At 70.6% G+C, this 17685-nt stretch carries 13 protein-coding genes and 2 pseudogenes; 9 read left to right on the top strand and 6 right to left on the bottom strand.

Going from position 1 to position 17685, the window contains the following annotated elements; all coding sequences use genetic code 11:
- A pseudogene (locus StrepF001_RS48220) lies at positions 1-448 on the top strand (bile acid:sodium symporter); the annotation flags it as partial.
- 3 nt (positions 449-451) lie between these two features.
- Here StrepF001_RS48220 and StrepF001_RS23705 read toward each other — a convergent pair.
- The 6 genes and pseudogenes from StrepF001_RS23705 to StrepF001_RS23680 all read right to left on the bottom strand — a co-directional run.
- Positions 452-2314: pseudogene (locus StrepF001_RS23705) on the bottom strand (sialidase family protein); the annotation flags it as partial.
- Positions 2315-2576: 262 nt separating this feature from the next.
- Positions 2577-3425: a formate dehydrogenase accessory sulfurtransferase FdhD gene (gene fdhD / locus StrepF001_RS23700; protein WP_129800236.1), complete on the bottom strand. Its 849-nt coding sequence runs from the start codon at positions 3423-3425 to the stop codon at positions 2577-2579.
- Positions 3426-3432: 7 nt separating this feature from the next.
- A complete protein-coding gene (locus StrepF001_RS23695) occupies positions 3433-4293 on the bottom strand; it encodes a 2Fe-2S iron-sulfur cluster-binding protein (RefSeq protein ID WP_129800235.1) in 861 nt (286 codons plus the stop codon).
- The gene (locus StrepF001_RS23690; RefSeq protein ID WP_129800390.1) at positions 4290-6107 is read right to left on the bottom strand and encodes an NADH-ubiquinone oxidoreductase-F iron-sulfur binding region domain-containing protein; all 1818 of its coding nucleotides are present in this window, start codon (positions 6105-6107) and stop codon (positions 4290-4292) included. The genes StrepF001_RS23695 and StrepF001_RS23690 overlap by 4 nt, the downstream gene beginning before the upstream one ends.
- 5 nt (positions 6108-6112) lie before the next feature.
- Entirely contained in the window at positions 6113-8035 is a 1923-nt protein-coding gene (locus tag StrepF001_RS23685; protein WP_129800234.1) for a molybdopterin-dependent oxidoreductase, read from the bottom strand.
- Positions 8032-9003 carry a 2-dehydropantoate 2-reductase gene (locus StrepF001_RS23680; protein ID WP_129800233.1) on the bottom strand — a complete coding sequence of 324 codons (972 nt, stop codon included), beginning with the start codon at positions 9001-9003 and terminating at the stop codon, positions 8032-8034. The genes StrepF001_RS23685 and StrepF001_RS23680 overlap by 4 nt, the downstream gene beginning before the upstream one ends.
- A gap of 227 nt (positions 9004-9230) precedes the next feature.
- Here StrepF001_RS23680 and StrepF001_RS23675 point away from each other — a divergent pair, with 227 nt between their 5' ends.
- The 8 genes from StrepF001_RS23675 (at position 9231) to StrepF001_RS23645 (ending at position 17609) form a co-directional block, all read left to right on the top strand.
- Positions 9231-10562: an OFA family MFS transporter gene (locus StrepF001_RS23675; protein WP_129800232.1), complete on the top strand. Its 1332-nt coding sequence runs from the start codon at positions 9231-9233 to the stop codon at positions 10560-10562.
- Positions 10531-10665, top strand: a complete 135-nt coding sequence (locus tag StrepF001_RS49580) for a hypothetical protein (protein WP_263579290.1) — start codon at positions 10531-10533, stop codon at positions 10663-10665. The genes StrepF001_RS23675 and StrepF001_RS49580 overlap by 32 nt, the downstream gene beginning before the upstream one ends.
- A gap of 142 nt (positions 10666-10807) precedes the next feature.
- A complete protein-coding gene (locus tag StrepF001_RS23670) occupies positions 10808-11746 on the top strand; it encodes a beta-ketoacyl-ACP synthase III (protein WP_129800231.1) in 939 nt (312 codons plus the stop codon).
- 144 nt (positions 11747-11890) lie between these two features.
- Positions 11891-12568: a GntR family transcriptional regulator gene (locus tag StrepF001_RS23665; protein WP_129800230.1), complete on the top strand. Its 678-nt coding sequence runs from the start codon at positions 11891-11893 to the stop codon at positions 12566-12568.
- Between the two features lie 172 nt (positions 12569-12740).
- Entirely contained in the window at positions 12741-13922 is a 1182-nt protein-coding gene (locus StrepF001_RS23660) for an ROK family transcriptional regulator (protein WP_129800229.1), read from the top strand.
- A 92-nt stretch (positions 13923-14014) separates the two neighbouring features.
- On the top strand, positions 14015-15532 hold the full coding sequence (locus tag StrepF001_RS23655) for a sugar ABC transporter ATP-binding protein (protein WP_129800228.1): 1518 nt from the start codon (positions 14015-14017) through the stop codon (positions 15530-15532).
- A complete protein-coding gene (locus StrepF001_RS23650; RefSeq protein WP_129800227.1) occupies positions 15529-16548 on the top strand; it encodes an ABC transporter permease in 1020 nt (339 codons plus the stop codon). Before StrepF001_RS23655 ends, StrepF001_RS23650 begins: the two co-directional genes overlap by 4 nt.
- 17 nt (positions 16549-16565) lie before the next feature.
- A complete protein-coding gene (locus StrepF001_RS23645) occupies positions 16566-17609 on the top strand; it encodes a substrate-binding domain-containing protein (protein ID WP_129800226.1) in 1044 nt (347 codons plus the stop codon).
- Positions 17610-17685: the final 76 nt, after the last annotated feature.

Below are 17685 nucleotides of genomic sequence, written 5' to 3'. Positions count from 1 at the left end.
GCGCCCGGCTGTCCACCCGTGAGGCGCTGGACGGGCTCAGGCACTGGCGGCTGCATGTCACCGTCCTCGCCTGCACCTTCGTCGTGTTCCCGCTGCTCGGCCTCGCCGCCCGCCGGCTGAGCCGGTCGTTCTCACCCACTCGCTGTGGACGGGCCTGCTCTTCCTCACCCTCGTCCCGCCGGCTGAGCCGGTCGTTCTCACCCACTCGCTGTGGACGGGCCTGCTCTTCCTCACCCTCGTCCCGCCGGCTGAGCCGGTCGTTCTCACCCACTCGCTGTGGACGGGCCTGCTCTTCCTCACCCTCGTCCCGCCGGCTGAGCCGGTCGTTCTCACCCACTCGCTGTGGACGGGCCTGCTCTTCCTCACCCTCGTCCCGTCGACCATCCAGTCGTCGATCGCCTTCACCTCGATCGCCCGCGGCAACGTGCCCGCCGCGATCTGCGCCGGCGGCCACCTGGTCCATGGGGAGCCACAGCACGTTGTCGAAGTCCGGGCCGGTGTGCGTCTGGTGTACGTCGGCGATCTCGCTGTCGCTGAGCGCCCGGTCCCAGACGCGGACCTCGTCGATGGCCCCGGTGAAGAAGGCCCGACTGTCCATGCTCTGGCCGATGTGCACGCCGAACGGCGAGTTGCGGCTCACGGAGCCGGGCACGTCCGCCGTGCTGCTGGGCCTGCCGTCGATGAACAGGGTCAGCCGCCCGTCGCCACGGCGCAGTGCGAGGTGGTGCCACCGGCCGTCGTTGTGGGCGGCGGTGGTGTCCACGGATGCCGACCGTACGGTCGTCGCGTCCTCCCGGGTATTGATCAGGCCGCGTACCCGGCCCGCGGCGGGCTCACCGCGCAGCCAGACCTGGGGCTGGCTGGTACCCACCCCACCCATCCACAGCAGCGGCTGCTCTCCGCTCTCGGCGGTGTAGCGGAACCACAGCGAGGCGGTGAACTCCTTGGTGTCGAGCGGAAGTTGGGGGCGGTACGGCAGACGTACGGCGTCGTCGGTGCCGTCGAAGGCCAGCGCGCCGCCCGATACACCGCTGGTGCGCTCGGCGCCGCCGAGTACGGCCGCCGGCTCGCCGAGCACGGCATGGTCGGGCGTGGTCGGGTCGGCGCCGCGGCGCGGCTTCAGCCACTCCTCGTTGAAGCGGGCGAAGCGGATCTCGTCGCGGGCGTCGACCGTGCCGGCCTCGTACAGCAGGCCGACGGTGCTGTCGTCGATCGGCGCCAGGTCGGAGTAGCCGGACCAGTCCTGGGTGACCACGGTTCCGCGGTCCACGCTCTCCCAGGTGCGGCCGCCGTCGTAGGAGGAGCGGATCATCATCGTCCGGCGGCGGTCGGGGTCACCGGGGCAGGACAGCAGCATCCGGTTGCCGAGGCGCAGCGTGGCGCCCTGGACCTGGGGCGCGTAGAGGTCCGGGACGGACCGGAAGCGGGTGGCGAAGCTGTCGCCGCCGTCGCGGCTGACGGTCTGGGTGCGGTGTCCGAGGTCGGTGCCGTCCTGTTCGCGGCCGCTGACCAGGAGCGAGCCGTCGGTGTGCTCGGTCAGGGTGACTTCCGAGGGCTTCTGCCGGAAGGTGCCGTCGAACGCGATCGGCCAGGAGTCGTTGGCGCCGACCCGCCAGGTGTCGCCGCCGTCGTCGCTCACGATGAGGGCGGCGTGGTTCCCGGTGACCCTGGTGCCGTCCCACGTCTCGGTGTTGACGCCGAAGACCAGCCGGCCGGCGCGGCTGCCCCGGGTGAGCTGGATGCCGTGCACGGGACCGGTGGCGTACCAGGAGTTCCAGTGCGCGGGCATGATCTGCGGGCTGAGGTCGCGCGGATCGGACCAGGTGCGGCCGTCGTCGTCGCTGTACTGCAGATGGGGCCGGCGGTCGCACGGGACCTCACAGTTGCCGCTGTCCGTACGGCCCGTGTTGTAGGTCTGGGCCAGCAGGATCCGGCCGGTCTCGCGGTCGACGATCGGGGCCGGGTTGCCGTGAGTGTCGCCGGCGCCGTCGTTGACGACCTGGAGCGGGCCCCAGGTGCGGCCGCCGTCGGTGGAGCGCTTCATCACGATGTCGATGTCGGCCGCGTCTCCGCAGTTGAGGACGCGGCCCTCGGCGAACGCGAGCAGCGTGCCCTCGGCGGTCTGCACGATGGCCGGGATCCGGAAGCAGGCGTAGCCGGGATCCTGCGACGTCCTGAAGAGCACCTGCTGCTCGAACTGCGGGGCAGCCATGGCGGGTTGGGCTTGCACCGGGTCGGGCAGGACGGCTGTCGCCGTCATGACGACGCCCGCGGTGAGGGTGGCTCTCAGACGTGCGCGAAGTCTCGACGGCATGCAGTGACCCGCCCTTCATTTGTCAGAACATCGGGACATCCCACGTCGAACCTACGCGTCACAGAGGGTAGTTGGTGGCAGCGACACACCACAAGAAACGTGCTCGGACAACACGACTGGGGAAGTGGTTGTCTGAGCGCACGTCAACTGAAACCTCGTCGCGAAATTAGGCGCGCTCATGACAAGGCGTGAGGCGGGACCCCTGCGGCGCAGGGGGCGCTCCCCGCCGGTCGGGGCCCCGCCGCCGTGCCGCGGGGAACCGTCAGCCCTGGGCGGCCGCGGTCCGCAGGGCGATGCGGTCCTCGCCCGCGTACACGTTCATGGAGTTGCCCCGCAGGAAGCCCACGAGGGTCAGCCCGCTCTCCACGGCCAGGTCCACGGCCAGCGACGAGGGCGCCGAGACCGCGGCCAGTACCGGGATGCCCGCCATCACGGCCTTCTGCGCCAGCTCGAAGGAGGCGCGGCCGGACACCAGCAGGATCGTGCGGGACAGGGGCAGACCGCCGCTCTGCAGGGCGCGGCCGACCAGCTTGTCGACTGCGTTGTGCCGGCCCACGTCCTCACGGATGTCGAGCAGCTCCCCGTCCTCGGCGAACAGGGCCGCCGCGTGCAGACCCCCGGTCCGGTCGAAGACCCGCTGGGCCGCGCGCAGCCGGTCGGGGAGGCTTGCGAGCAGCTCGGGCTCCACCCGGACCGGGGGAGTGTCGGCGATGGGCCAGCGGGCCGTCGTACGGACCGCGTCCAGGCTCGCCTTGCCGCACAGCCCGCAGGAGGAGGTGGTGTAGACGTTCCGCTCCAGCGTGATGTCGGGAATCGCGACGCCCGGCGCGGTCTTCACGTCCACCACGTTGTACGTGTTCGAGCCGTCCTGCGTCGCCCCGGCGCAGTAGACGATGTTCTGCAGGTCCGTCCGCTCGGCCAGTACCCCCTCGCTCACCAGGAACCCCGCGGCGAGCGCGAAGTCGTCACCCGGAGTGCGCATGGTGATCGCGAGCGGCTTGCCGTTCAGCCGGATCTCCAGGGGTTCCTCGGCGACGAGCGTGTCCGGACGGGCGGAGACCGCCCCGTCCCGGATGCGGATCACCTTGCGTCGTTCCGTGACTCGTCCCATGTCCCCATCAGTCCCGGTTCTGTACGTGCTGGTAGCCGAAGCGGCCCTTGATGCACAGGTTGCCGTGGGTCACCGGGTTGTCGTGCGGCGAGGTGACCTTCACGATCTCATTGTCCTGCACGTGCAGCGTGAGGTTGCAGCCCACTCCGCAGTACGCGCAGACGGTGGTCGTCTCGGTCTGCTGCGACTCGTCCCAGGTGCCCGCCGCCCGCATGTCGAACTCCGACTTGAAGGACAGCGCTCCCGTCGGGCACACCTCGATGCAGTTCCCGCAGTACACGCACGCGGAGTCGGTGAGCGGGGCGTCGTGCTCGACCGCGATCCGGGCGTCGAAGCCCCGGCCCGCGACGGAGATCGCGAAGGTGTTCTGCCACTGCTCGCCGCAGGCGTCGACGCACTTGTAGCAGAGGATGCACTTGTCGTAGTCACGCACGTACAGATCGTTGTCGACCTTCGGCTCCTCGCCCAGGCGGGCCGCGTCCGGGCCGAAGCGGTCCGGCTTCGCCTCGTACTCCTTGATCCAGCCGGCGACCTGGGGAGTGGTCGACAAGTCGACCGAGGAGGCGAGGAGTTCGAGGACGAGCTTGCGGCTGTGCCGGGCGCGCTCGGTGTCGGTGTGCACCGCCATGCCGGGCTCCGCCCTGCGGGAACAGGCCGGGACCAGGGTGCGGGAGCCCTCGACCTCCACCATGCAGACCCGGCAGGCGTTCTTGGGCGTCAGAGTGTCGCCCTGGCAGAGGGTCGGGATGTCCTTCCCGGCGGCCCGGCAGGCGTCGAGGACGGTCGAGCCCTCCGGGACGCGGGCCTCCTCGCCGTCGATGGTGAACTCGACCAGCCGGCGCGGCACTCCCAGCGGTATCGCGGTCATTCGTACGCCCCCAGACGGTCGATGGCGGATTCCACGGCGTTCCACGCGGTCTGCCCCAGACCGCAGATCGAGGCGTCCCGCATCGCGCGGCCGACCTCCCTGAGCAGTGCGATGTCGTCGGCGGCAGCGGCGCCCGTGCGCTCCACGATCCGGTGCAGCGCCTCCTCCTGCCGCACCGTCCCGACCCGGCACGGCACGCACTGCCCGCACGACTCGTCGCGGAAGAACTCGGCGATGCGCAGCAGCAGCCGGGGCAGCGGGACGGTGTCGTCGAAGGCCATGACGACCCCCGAACCGAGCGTCGTGCCGGCCTCGCGGGTGCCTTCGAAGGTGAGCGGGATGCCGAGTTCGTCGGCGCGTACGAAGCCGCCCGCGGCGCCGCCGAGGAGCACGGCCCGCAGGCCCTGGCGCACCCCGGCCAGCTCCAGCAGCTCGCCCAGGGTGGCACCGAAGGGGAGCTCGTAGATCCCGGGCCGCTCCACACTCCCCGACACGCAGAACAGCTTCGGTCCGGTGGACTTCTCCGTGCCGATCGCCGCGTACGCCGGTGCCCCCATCGTCAGGATCGGCAGCACGTTGACCAGCGTCTCGACGTTGTTCTCCACCGTCGGTTTGCCGAACAGGCCCTTCTCCACGGGGAACGGCGGTTTCGAGCGCGGCTCGCCCCGGTAGCCCTCGATGGAGTTGAACAGCGCCGTCTCCTCGCCGCAGATGTACGCGCCCGCGCCCCGACGGATCTCGATGTCGAAGGCGTACCCCTGGCCGAGGACGTCGTCGCCGAGCAGGCCCCGCGCGCGTGCCTGGGTGATGGCGTGCTCCAGGCGGTGCAGGGCGCGCGGGTACTCACCACGAAGGTAGAGGTAGCCCTTGTGCGCGCCGGTCGCGTACGCCGCGACGGTCATCGCCTCGACCAGCGCGTACGGGTCGCCCTCCATGATCACGCGGTCCTTGAAGGTGCCGGGCTCGGACTCGTCGGCGTTGCAGACGAGGTAGTGCGGGTGGTCGGGCTGGGATGCCGTGGCCTGCCATTTGCGGCCGGTGGGGAAGGCGGCGCCGCCGCGTCCGACCAGGCCGGAGTCAGTGACCTCGCGGATGACTCCGGCGGGGCCGAGCTCGAAGGCGCGACGCAGGGCGGTGTAGCCGCCGTGGGCGCGGTAGTCGTCGAGCGACGACGGGTCCACCACGCCGACGCGGCGCAGGAGCGTCAGCCCGGGGGAGCCCGCCTGGGGCACCGCCATCGCGGCCGGCGGCTCCTCGGGCGCCGAGTCGGGCGAGGTGGCGGCGAGGACGGCCTCGTGCACGGTCGTCGGCGCCGAGACCGCCGTACGGACCGGATCCCCCGCCCTGATCGCCAGCGCGGCCGGGGCACGTTCGCACAGGCCCAGGCACGGACTGCGCTCGATGGAGACACCGGCCCCCAGCCGGGCCTCGATCCCCGCGCACAGCTCCGCCGCCCCGGCGGCCTGGCACGCCAGGTCCGTGCACACATGGAGCACGGTCGCCGGCCGGGGCCGGACGGAGAACATGGCGTAGAAGGTGGCCACCCCGTACGCCTCCGCCGGCGGCACGGTCAGCCGGCGGCACAGGTAGTCCAGGGCACCCTCGCTGATCCAGCCGACCCGGTCGTTGATCGCATGCAGCCCCGGCAACAGCAGATCGCGACGGTCCCGGGCCTCGCGGCCACCGCGCGCCCACCTCAGGTCGGCATCGGAGCGGTCGGCGCCCTCCCAGGAGGACTCCGGAGGCCCGAGCAGGGCGTCGACGGCCGCCCGTTCGTCATCCGTCGGTTTGCTGTCGCCGAAGTGCAGGTCCACTTGCGTCACCTCACAATGGTCGCGACGGGGAGCTTCTCGATCCGGATCGCCGACGCCTTGAACTCCGCCGTCCCCGCGATCGGGCAGTTCGCCTCGATCGTGAGCTGGTTGGTGTCCACCTCGTCGGGAAAGTGCATGGTCATGAAGGCGAGCCCGGGCCGCAGTGCCGGGTCGACCCACACCGGCGCCACGACCGAGCCGCGCCGTGAGGTCACCCGGACCTCCTCGCCGACCACGACCCCGTACCGCTCGGCGTCCTCCGGGCACAGCTCGACGTACTCGCCGCGCCGGAGCGGGGAGGCGAAACCGCCGCTCTGCACACCGGTGTTGTAGGAGTCGAGCCGCCGCCCGGTGGTGAGCCGGATCGGGTACTCCTCGTCGGTGAGGTCGACGGGCGGATCGTGCTGCACCAGCCCGAAGGGCGCGAGCCTGCCCCGTTTCGCCGGGTCGGTCTCCCACAGCCGGCCGTGCAGATAGGCCGGTTCGAGCCGCTCGGTGCTGGGGCAGGGCCACTGGATGCCCTGGTGCTCCTCCAGGCGCTCGTACGTCATCCCGTAGTGGTCCGGGGACACCGACCTGAGCTCGTTCCAGACCGCCTCGGCGTCGGCGTACTTCCATGCGTGGCCGAGCCGGGCCGCCAGGTCGCAGATGATGTCGATGTCCTCGCGGGCCTCGCCGGGCGGAGTCACGGCCCGGCGTACGCGCTGGACCCGGCGCTCGCTGTTGGTGGTCGTGCCCTCGGTCTCCGCCCAGCCGGCGGTGGCGGGCAGGACGACGTCGGCCAGTTCGGCGGTCTTCGTCAGGAAGATGTCCTGGACGACCAGGAAGTCCAGGGCCTGCAGCCGCCGCACCGCCTGCCCGCTGTCCGCCTCCGACTGCGCCGGGTTCTCGCCGATGCAGTAGACGGCCCTGAGCGTGCCCTCCTCCATCGCCTCGAACATCTCGGTCAGGTTCAGCCCGTAGTGCGGCTGGATGACGGTGTCCCAGGCCGACTCGAACTTGAGCCGGGTGTCCGCGTCGAGGATGTCCTGGAACCCGGGCAGGCGGTTGGGGATGGCCCCCATGTCGCCGCCGCCCTGGACGTTGTTCTGGCCGCGCAGCGGCTGGAGCCCGGCGCCGTAGCGGCCGACGTGGCCGGTCAGCAGGGACAGGTTGATCAGGGCGCGGACGTTGTCGGTGCCGTTGTGGTGCTCGGTGATGCCGAGGGTCCAGCACAGCTGGGCGCGCTCGGCTCGGGCGTAGGCGTGCGCCAGCTCCCGGATGGCGGCGGCGGGTACGCCGGTCACCTTCTCGGCGAGGGACAGCGTCCACGGCTCGACGAGCGCCCGGTACTCCTCGAAGCCGCTGGTCGCCCGCTCGATGAACGCCTCGTTGGCCAGGCCGGCGTGGATGATCTCGCGGCCGATGGCGTGGGCCATCGGAATGTCCGTGCCGACGTTCAGGCCGAGCCAGCTCTCCGCCCACTCGGCGGTGCTCGTCCGCCGCGGGTCGACCGCGTACATCCGGGCACCGTTCCTGATCCCCTTCAGTACGTGCTGGAAGAAGATCGGGTGCGCGAAGCGGGCGTTGGAGCCCCACATCACGATGACGTCGGTGTGCTCGATCTCCTCGTACGAGGAGGTCCCGCCGCCCGAGCCGAAGGCGGCGGACAGGCCCGCGACGCTCGGCGCGTGGCAGGTGCGGTTGCAGGAGTCGACGTTGTTGGTGCCCATGACCACACGGGCGAACTTCTGCGCCACGTAGTTCATCTCGTTGGTGGCGCGGGCGCACGAGAACATGCCGAACGCGCCGCGGGCTGCCGCAAGGCCCCGGGCGGTCCGCTCGAGCGCCTCGTCCCAGGTGGCCCGGCGCAGCGGCTCGTCGCGGGAGTCGCGGACCAGGGGATGGGTGAGCCGGGTGTACGTCTTCGTGGACTGGCGTTTCCTCATGCGGCGCTCCTCAGCGCGAGCAGGTCCGAGATGGCGTGCACGGTGCGCAGGGTGGGCACGTCCACGCCGGTGATGTCCGCCAACTCGACGACGGCAGCCAGGAGTACGTCGAGTTCCAGCGGCTTGCCGCGCTCCAGGTCCTGGAGCGTGGAGGTGCGGTGGTCGCCGACCTTCTCGGCGCCCGCGAGGCGGCGTTCGATGGAGACGCCCACCGTGCAGCCGAGGGCCTCGGCGACGGAGAGGGTCTCGGTCATCATGATCTCGATGACTCTGCGGGTGCCGCCGTGCAGGCACATCTGCCGCATGGTCGCGCGGGCCAGCGCGCTGATCGGGTTGAAGGAGATGTTGCCGAGCAGCTTCAGCCAGATGTCGTTGCGCAGGTCCGGCTCGACCGGGCACTTCAGCCCGCCGGTCTGCATGGCCTCGCTGAGGGCGAGACACCGCCGGGACACGCTGCGGTCGGGCTCGCCGATGGAGAACCGGGTGCCTTCCAAGTGCCGTACGACACCCGGCCCTTCGAGCTCGGTGGCCGCGTAGACGACACAGCCGACGGCCCGTTCGGGCGCGAGCACCGCACTGACCGCGCCGTCCGGGTCCACGCTCTCGACGCGGTGGCCGTCGTGGGGGCCGCCGTGCCGGTGGAAGTACCACCAGGGGATGCCGTTCTGGGCGGCCACGACCGCCGTGGTGTCGTGCAGCAGCGGCTCGATCAGCGGCCCGCACGCCGCGTACGAGTTGGCCTTCAGGCCCAGGAAGACATAGTCGACCGGGCCGACCTCGGCCGGGTCGTCGGTGGCGTGGGGGTGCGCGGTGAAGTCGCCGCGCGGGCTGAGCACCTGCACTCCGTGCTGCCTCATGGCCGCCAGATGCGGTCCACGGGCGATGAGATGCACATCGGCACCCGCGCGGTGGAGCGCGGCGCCGACGTAGGCGCCGATCGCACCGGCGCCGAGGATTGCGACTTTCACGGGGACAACTCCGTTCGGTTTGAGGGATACCGCGGAGGTGGTCGGGGTGGGTCCGGGGTGGTCGACGACGGTTTCATGTCTTGTCGACGAAATATTGTCTACAGTATGGAAGTTGGGTCGGCAAGAGTTCGAGCGCTGACCGTTCGTCGCGCCCGGGATACCGTTCACCGCATACGGTCGACGCGTCGACTTCTCAACTCCCTTCTTCCTTCCTACCGTTCGGGATCATGAGTCCCCCCGTCGCACCCCCGGGATGGAGCCGGTGGCTGGTGCCGCCCGCCGCGCTCTCCGTCCACCTGTCCATCGGCCAGGCCTACGCCTGGAGCGTGTTCAAGCCGCCACTCGAATCCGCGCTCGGTCTCAGCGGCACGCAGAGTGCGCTGCCCTTCCAGCTCGGCATCGTCATGCTCGGTCTGTCGGCCGCGTTCGGCGGCACGCTCGTGGAGCGCAAGGGGCCGCGCTGGGCGATGACGGTGGCGCTGGTGTGCTTCTCGTCGGGCTTTCTGCTCTCCGCGCTCGGTGCGGCGACGGAGCAGTACTGGCTGATCGTCCTCGGCTACGGCTTCGTCGGCGGGATCGGCCTGGGCATCGGCTACATCTCGCCCGTCTCCACACTGATCAAGTGGTTCCCGGACCGGCCCGGCATGGCCACCGGCATCGCCATCATGGGCTTCGGCGGTGGCGCGCTCATCGCCTCCCCCTGGTCGGCCCAGATGCTGGAGTCGTTCGGTTCGGATCACTCCGGGATCGCGCTCGCCTTCCTTGTGCACGGGCTGTCGTACGCCGTGTTCATGCTGCTCGGCGTGCTGCTGGTGCGGGTGCCGCGGACCGAGAAGCCGGTGGCCGACGGGCCGAGTGTGGTCGAGGGCGTGCAGGTGTCGGCGCGAAACGCCGTGCGCACCCCGCAGTTCTGGTGCCTGTGGGTCGTGCTCTGCATGAACGTGTCCGCCGGCATCGGCATCCTGGAGAAGGCCGCACCGATGATCACGGACTTCTTCGCCGACACCTCCACGCCGGTCTCGGTGACGGCGGCCGCCGGATTCGTCGCCCTGCTCTCGGCGGCCAACATGGCGGGCCGCATCGGCTGGTCGTCGACGTCCGACCTGATCGGGCGCAAGAACATCTACCGCGTCTACCTCGGCGCGGGCGCGCTGATGTACCTGCTCATCGCGCTGTTCGGCGACTCCTCCAAGCCACTGTTCATCCTGTGCGCGCTGGTGATCCTGTCCTTCTACGGCGGCGGGTTCGCCACCATCCCCGCCTACTTGAAGGACCTCTTCGGCACCTACCAGGTCGGTGCCATCCACGGACGGCTGCTCACCGCCTGGTCCACGGCCGGTGTGCTCGGTCCGCTGATCGTCAACTGGATCGCCGACCGGCAGGAGGAGGCCGGCAGGCACGGCGCGTCCCTGTACGGGCTGTCGTTCGTCATCATGATCGGGCTGCTCGTCGTCGGCTTCGTCGCCAACGAACTGGTCCGCCCCGTCCACCCCCGACACCACCTGTCCGCCCCGAGGGAGGCCGCCGATGTCCGACGACAGCAGCCAGAGTCCGCCTGACCGGCGGCCCCTGATCGCCTTCGCCTGGCTGTGGGTGGGGGCGCCACTCGCGTACGGCCTGTACGAACTCGTACGGAAGGCCACCCAGCTGTTCACCGGGTGACCGGGAGGTCGTCGGGCGTCCGGGAATCTGAGGGAAGCCGACAAACCGGGTGGTCGATTCCTGTGGCTTCACGTGCCGTCGTACCCATGAGTCACTGATCAGACTGGTGATCCCTGCTAACCGCAGCAAGGAGGGGACCACCATGAAGGGCTCGCGGATCGCCGCCGTCGGCCACTACCAGCCCGCCAGAGTGCTCACGAACGAGGACCTGGCGGGCATGGTCGACACGAGCGACGAGTGGATCACGTCCCGCGTCGGCATCCGGACCCGGCACATCGCCGGCCCTGACGAGCCGGTCGACGAGCTGGCCGCACACGCCGCGGCCAAGGCGCTCGCAGCGGCCGGACGGGCTCCCGGCGACATCGATCTGGTCCTCGTCGCCACCTCGACGGCCGTCGACCGCTCCCCGAACATGGCCGCCCGCGTCGCCGCCCGGCTCGGCATCCCCCGTCCCGCCGCGATGGACATCAACGTGGTGTGCGCCGGTTTCACCCACGCCCTCGCGACCGCCGACCACACCGTGCGCGCGGGTGCGGCGAGCCGGGCGCTGGTCGTCGGCGCCGACAAGATGTCCGACGTCACCGACTGGACGGACCGGACGACGTGTGTGCTCGTCGGCGACGGAGCGGGGGCCGCCGTCGTGGAGGCCGCCGAGGAGCCGGGTGTGGGGCCTGTGCTGTGGGGATCCGTGCCCGAGATGGGGCACGCCGTGCGTATCGAGGGCGAGCCCGCGCGGTTCGCGCAGGAGGGCCAGAGCGTCTACCGCTGGGCGACCACCCGACTGCCGCCCCTCGCCCGCCAGGCCTGCGAGCGTGCCGGCTTCGCTCCTGAGGACCTCGCCGCCGTCGTGCTGCACCAGGCCAACCTGCGCATCATCGAGCCGCTCGCCGAGAAGCTCGGCGCGGTGAACGCGGTCGTCGCGCGCGACGTCTCCGAGTCCGGCAACACTTCGGCCGCCAGTATCCCGCTGGCGTTCTCCAAGCTGGTGGAGCAGGGCGCGATCTCGACCGGGGATCCGGTGCTGCTGTTCGGCTTCGGTGGGAACCTGTCGTACGCCGGGCAGGTCGTCCGGTGTCCCTGACCTGCGCGGACCGCAGGGTGTGACGCGATCGACTCCGCCGGGGCCTGGCACTTGTGCGCCGTAGACTGTAGACGAAAGACAATTGATACTGTCTTTCCATTGGCTTTACGGCTGCTGTGCACGGCCTGCCGAGGAGGGGGACCGATGTTGTCGACAGGACTGCCGCAGGGGGCGGTGCCCAAGCTCGAACGGCCCGGTCCGCTGCGTGATCGCGTCTACGAGGCGCTGCTGGAACTCATCACCACCCGCGCCCTCCAGCCCGGTCAGCACCTGGTCGAGAGTGAACTGGCCGGGCATCTCGGCGTCTCCCGGCAGCCGGTGCGCGAGGCGTTGCAGCGGCTGAACACCGAAGGCTGGGTCGATCTGCGGCCCGCCCAGGGCGCGTTCGTGCACGAGCCCACCGAGGAGGAGGCCGACCAACTGCTGACGGTCCGTACGCTCCTGGAGGCCGAGGCGGCCCGGCTCGCCGCCGCCAATGCGGGCAGCGCGGGTGTCGCCGCCCTGGAGGAGCTGTGCGCCGAGGGCGAGGGCGCGGTCGCCGCCGACGACGTGGACGGGGCGGTGGCGCTCAACGCTCGCTTCCACGCGAAGATCATGGAACTGGCGGGGAACGCGGTCCTCGCCGAACTCGCCGCCCAGGTGGACCGCCGGGTGCGCTGGTACTACACGCCGGTCGCCCGGCAGCGCGGCAAGCAGTCCTGGATCGAGCATCGCGCCCTGATCGCCGCGATCACCGAACGGGACGAGCAGCGGGCCACGCAGCTGATGCGGGAGCACACGGAGCACACCCGGCGGTCGTACCACGCGCGGGCGACATCTTGAGCCTGCCTCACCGGCCCGGCACCTGGGGGTGTCGAGCCTTTGTCCTGTCAGTGGAAAAAGTCTGCGCGAATTCCTGCGTGACTTCTTCCCCCCTCCGGCAGCCGCTGCTACGTTCCCCTCGAAAGCCGGACAGCGATGGCCGATTCGAGGCGGGGAGGGGCTTGTGAGACGCATGACGGCACGACCCGCGAACGCCCACCAGGCCAGGCTGCTGAAGCTGTTGCGCGACGGCGGGCCCAACTCCCGGGCTCAGCTGGGCGATCAGGTCGACCTGTCGCGGTCCAAGCTGGCCGTGGAGGTGGACCGGCTCCTGGAGACGGGCCTGGTCGTCGCCGACGGACTCGCCGCCTCGCGCGGCGGACGCCGCTCGCACAACATCCGGCTGGCACCGAACCTGCGCTTCCTCGGCGTCGACATCGGCGCGACCTCCATCGATGTCGCGGTCACCAACGCCGAGTTGGAGATCCTGGGGCACATCACCCAGCCGATGGAGGTGCGTGAGGGTCCCGTCGCGGTCTTCGAGCAGGTCCTGGCCATGGCCGCCAAGCTGAAGGCGTCGGGGCTCGCCGAGGGCTTCGACGGCGCCGGCATCGGTGTCCCCGGTCCGGTCCGGTTCCCCGAGGGCGTCCCCGTGGCGCCGCCGATCATGCCGGGCTGGGACGGCTTCCCGGTGCGGGAGGCGCTCAGTCAGGAACTCGGCTGTCCGGTCATGGTCGACAACGACGTGAACCTGATGGCGATGGGGGAGATGCACGCGGGCGTCGCCCGTTCCGTGGGCGACTTCCTCTGCGTCAAGATCGGCACCGGCATCGGCTGCGGCATCGTCGTCGGCGGTGCGGTCCACCGTGGTACGACCGGTTCCGCGGGCGACATCGGGCACATCCAGGCCGTGCCCGACGGACGTCCGTGCGCCTGTGGCAACCGGGGCTGCCTGGAGGCCCACTTCAGTGGTGCGGCACTCGCCCGCGACGCGCTGGAGGCGGCTCAACAGGGGCTCTCCGCCGAGCTCGCGACCAGGCTGGAGGCGAACGGCAGCCTCACCGCGATCGACGTCGCCGCCGCGGCCGCCGCCGGCGATGCCACCGCCCTCGAGCTGATCCGCGAGGGCGGCAACCGCACCGGCCAGGTCATCGCCGGCCTGGTCAGCTTCTTCAACCCCGGCCTGGTGGTGATCGGCGGAGGGGTGACCGGCCTCGGCCACACCCTGCTCGCCGCGCTCCGCACCCAGGTCTACCGCCAGTCGCTGCCCCTGGCGACCGGCAACCTGCCCATCGTTCTGGGGGAGTTGGGCCCCACCGCCGGAGTCATCGGCGCGGCCCGACTGATCAGCGACCACTTGTTCTCACCCGCGTAACGAGACCTCGCACCACAGTTCGTCCAGCACCGCACCCTGCTCTGCTTCGCCCTGCCCTGAACCGGCCCGCACGCCCGCCAAGGGGAACCCACATGGCACCAGAACCACCGCTGCTCAGCATGTCCGGCATCACCAAGTCGTTCCCCGGCGTCCGCGCCCTGGACGGCGTCGACCTCGACGTCCAGGCCGGTGAAGTGCACTGTCTGCTCGGCCAGAACGGCGCCGGGAAGTCCACGCTCATCAAGGTCCTGGCGGGCGCCCACCAGCCCGACGACGGCACGATCCGCTGGCGCGGCGAGGCGGTCACCCTCCGCTCGCCCATCGCCGCCATGCGCCTCGGCATCGCCACCATCTACCAGGAACTCGACCTGGTGGAGCATCTGTCGGTGGCCGAGAACGTACACCTGGGCCATGAACCCACGGCCGCCGGTTTCGTCGTACGGCGAAAGTCCGCCAAGGCGTCGACCGCCCAGCTGCTGAAGCGACTCGGACATCCCGAGATAGACCCCGCACGTCTGGTCGGCGAGCTGTCGGCGGCCCAGCAGCAGATCGTCTCCATGGCACGCGCGCTCTCCCACGACGTACGGCTGATCGTGATGGACGAACCGTCCGCCGCCCTCGACCCCGACGAGGTCGACAACCTCTTCCGGATCGTCGGCGACCTCACCGCCGACGGTGTCGCCGTGGTCTACATCTCGCACCGCCTGGAGGAGATCCGCCGCATCGGCGACCGGGTCACCGTCCTGAAGGACGGACGGGCGGTGGCGGGCGGGCTGCCCGCGAAGTCGACGCCGACGCGTGAGGTGGTGGCGCTGATGACCGGACGCAACGTCGAGTACGTCTTCCCCGACCGGCCGGCCGCACCGGCGCAGGGCGAGCCGCTGCTCGAGGTCCGGCAACTGGCCCGGGACGGCGAGTTCGAGGCGTTCGACCTGAGCGTGCGGCCCGGTGAGATCGTCGGTCTGGCCGGGCTCGTCGGTTCCGGGCGGTCCGAGATCCTGGAGACGATCTACGGTGCCCGCAAGCCGAGTTCCGGCCAGGTGCTGGTCGACGGACGGCCGCTGAAGCCCGGCAGCGTGCGCGCCGCCGTCCGCGCCGGACTCGGACTCGCGCCCGAGGAACGCAAGGCGCAGGCCCTGCTGATGCTGGAGTCGGTCACCCGTAACGTCTCGGTCTCCTCCATGTCCCGCTTCTCCCGCGGCGGTTGGATCGACCGCGGAGCAGAGCTGGGCGCCGCACGGGCGGCGACCCGCGAACTGTCGCTGCGACCCGACAACCCCTCCGTGCCGGTGCGCACCCTCTCCGGCGGCAACCAGCAGAAGGCCGTCCTGGCCCGCTGGCTGCTGCGGGGCTGCCGCGTCCTGCTGCTGGACGAACCCACCCGCGGAGTCGACGTGGGCGCCCGCGCCGAGCTCTACGCGGTGGTCCGCCGGCTCGCCGACGAGGGGCTCGCCGTCCTGCTGGTCTCCAGTGAAGTACCCGAGGTGCTGGGCCTGGCCGACCGCGTCCTGGTGCTCCGCGAGGGCCGCGTCGTCCACACCGCCCCCGCCCGTGAACTCGACGAACACCGCGTACTCGACCTCGTGATGGAAGGAAGCCCGGCGTCATGACGCAGCCCGTCTCCCCGCCGCGGGGCAGCACCGACAAGGTGCCGCCGGTCGGTCAACTCCCCGCCTGGCGCGGCCTCATGGCCCGCGCCGATGTCCGCACCCTGTCCCTTCTCGGCGTGCTCGCCGCGCTGGTCGTCATCGGCGGCATCACCAAGCCGGACGAGTTCCTCGACACCCGCAACCTCCAACTCGTCCTCACCCAGGCCTCGGTGATCGGCGTCGTCACCGTCGGCATGACCTTCGTCATCACCTCCGGCGGCATCGACCTGTCGGTCGGCGCGATCGTCGCCCTCGCCTCGGTGTGGGCGACCACCGTCGCCACCCAGGAGTACGGTTTCGGCGGCATCCTCTTCACCTCGGTGCTCGTCGGCCTCGGCTGCGGCCTGGTCAACGGACTGCTCATCGCGTACGGCGGGATGGTCCCGTTCATCGCCACCCTCGCCATGCTGGCCTCGGCGCGCGGCCTGGCGTTGCAGATCACCGACGGCAAGACGCAGATCGTCACCGTCGACGGCATCCTCGACCTCGGCGAACGCGACGCGTACATACTCGGCATCCCGCCGCTCGTCCTGGTCTTCGCCGTGGTCACGATCATCGGCTGGCTGATCCTGAACCGCACCACCTTCGGCCGCCGCACCGTCGCCGTCGGCGGCAACGCGGAGGCGGCCCGGCTGGCCGGCATCGACGTCCGCCGCCAGCGGCTCTACCTCTACCTGCTGTCCGGACTGTGCTGCGGTATCGCCGCCTTCCTGCTGATCATCCTGTCCGGCTCCGGTCAGAACACCAACGGCAACCTCTACGAACTCGACGCCATCGCCGCCGCGATCATCGGCGGCACCCTGCTCAGCGGCGGCCGCGGCACCATCGTCGGCTCCGTGCTCGGCGTCCTGATCTTCACCACGATCACCAACATCTTCGCCCTGAACAACCTGCAGAGCGACGTCCAGCAGATCGCCAAGGGCGCGATCATCGTCGCCGCCGTGCTGGTCCAGCGCCGTACCGCGAGCACGACCTGAGGAAAGGGTTCACCGCCATGTCACAGCTCCCCACACGCAGAGGACTGCTCTTCGGGACCGCCGCCGTCTCGGCCGGTGCCCTCCTCGCCGGTTGCACGAGTAACGAGCCCAAGGAGAAGGGTGAGGCTGCCGACAGCAACCAGCCGGCCGCCGACGACCAGCCGGGCAAGCAGGTCACCATCGGCTTCGCCGGTCCGCAGGCCGACCACGGCTGGCTCAACGCCATCAACGACAACGCCAAGAGCCGTGCCGAGAAGTACGAGGACGTGACCCTGGAGATCACCGAGGGCTCCAACGACACGGCCGCGCAGATCGGTCAGATCGAAACGCTGATCAACAAGAAGGTCGACGTCCTGGTCGTGCTGCCCGCCGACGGCAAGGCGCTCACCCAGGTCGGGCTCAAGGCGATGCGCGCGGGCATCCCGGTCGTCAACCTCGACCGGATCTTCAACACCCCGCAGGCGTACCGCTGCTGGATCGGCGGCGACAACTACGGTATGGGCCTCAACGCCGGCCACTACATCGGCGAGAAGCTCAAGGACAAGTCCAACGCCCGGGTCATCGAACTGGCAGGGCTGGACAACCTGGAACTGACCCAGCAGCGCACCAAGGGCTTCGACGACGCGCTGAAGAACTACCCCAACATCCGGAAGGTGGCCCGCCAGGCCGCCGAGTTCACCGTGGAGTCCGGCCAGGCCAAGATGGCCCAGCTCCTCCAGGCGCAGTCGAAGTTCGACGCCCTGTGGAACCACGACGACGACCAGGGCGTGGGCGCGCTGCGCGCCATCGAGCAGGCCGGCCGTGACGACTTCCTGATGGTGGGCGGCGCGGGCGCGCTCTCCGCCTTCCAGGCCATCGAGCAGGACAACGGCGTCCTGAAGGCGACCGTCCTCTACCCGCCCACCATGGCCGCCTCCGCGATCGACCTGGCCCGCGCCCTCGGCCAGGGCAAGGGCGTCGGCGGCCTCGCCGAGTACGAGATCCCGGCGTCGATCACCCTCTACTCGGCCGTGGTCGACAAGACCAACGTCGACCAGTACATGTCCACCGGCTTCCAGTGAGGCGCCCTGCTCGACGGCCCGACCGGACATCGAGGGCATGTCTTCCGGCCCAGCCCCCGCGACCCCGGGCCGGCCC

The sequence above is a fragment of the Streptomyces sp. F001 genome, assembly GCF_004187715.1.
Taxonomy (GTDB): Bacteria; Actinomycetota; Actinomycetes; order Streptomycetales; family Streptomycetaceae; genus Streptomyces; species Streptomyces flavusporus.
The sequence above is the reverse complement of the archived record's forward strand: the minus strand, read 5'-3'. Positions and strand labels throughout refer to the sequence as shown.

Excerpts from the sequence above, each read along its gene's own strand:
- StrepF001_RS23675 (WP_129800232.1), top strand. The coding sequence starts at position 9,231 with ATGAGTCCCCCCGTCGCACCCCCGGGATGGAGCCGGTGGCTGGTGCCG.
- StrepF001_RS23685 (WP_129800234.1), bottom strand. The coding sequence starts at position 8,035 with ATGAGGAAACGCCAGTCCACGAAGACGTACACCCGGCTCACCCATCCC.
- StrepF001_RS23660 (WP_129800229.1), top strand. The coding sequence starts at position 12,741 with ATGACGGCACGACCCGCGAACGCCCACCAGGCCAGGCTGCTGAAGCTG.
- StrepF001_RS23665 (WP_129800230.1), top strand. The coding sequence starts at position 11,891 with ATGTTGTCGACAGGACTGCCGCAGGGGGCGGTGCCCAAGCTCGAACGG.
- StrepF001_RS49580 (WP_263579290.1), top strand. The coding sequence starts at position 10,531 with ATGTCCGACGACAGCAGCCAGAGTCCGCCTGACCGGCGGCCCCTGATC.
- StrepF001_RS23695 (WP_129800235.1), bottom strand. The coding sequence starts at position 4,293 with ATGACCGCGATACCGCTGGGAGTGCCGCGCCGGCTGGTCGAGTTCACC.
- fdhD (WP_129800236.1), bottom strand. The coding sequence starts at position 3,425 with ATGGGACGAGTCACGGAACGACGCAAGGTGATCCGCATCCGGGACGGG.
- StrepF001_RS23655 (WP_129800228.1), top strand. The coding sequence starts at position 14,015 with ATGGCACCAGAACCACCGCTGCTCAGCATGTCCGGCATCACCAAGTCG.
- StrepF001_RS23650 (WP_129800227.1), top strand. The coding sequence starts at position 15,529 with ATGACGCAGCCCGTCTCCCCGCCGCGGGGCAGCACCGACAAGGTGCCG.
- StrepF001_RS23645 (WP_129800226.1), top strand. The coding sequence starts at position 16,566 with ATGTCACAGCTCCCCACACGCAGAGGACTGCTCTTCGGGACCGCCGCC.
- StrepF001_RS23670 (WP_129800231.1), top strand. The coding sequence starts at position 10,808 with ATGAAGGGCTCGCGGATCGCCGCCGTCGGCCACTACCAGCCCGCCAGA.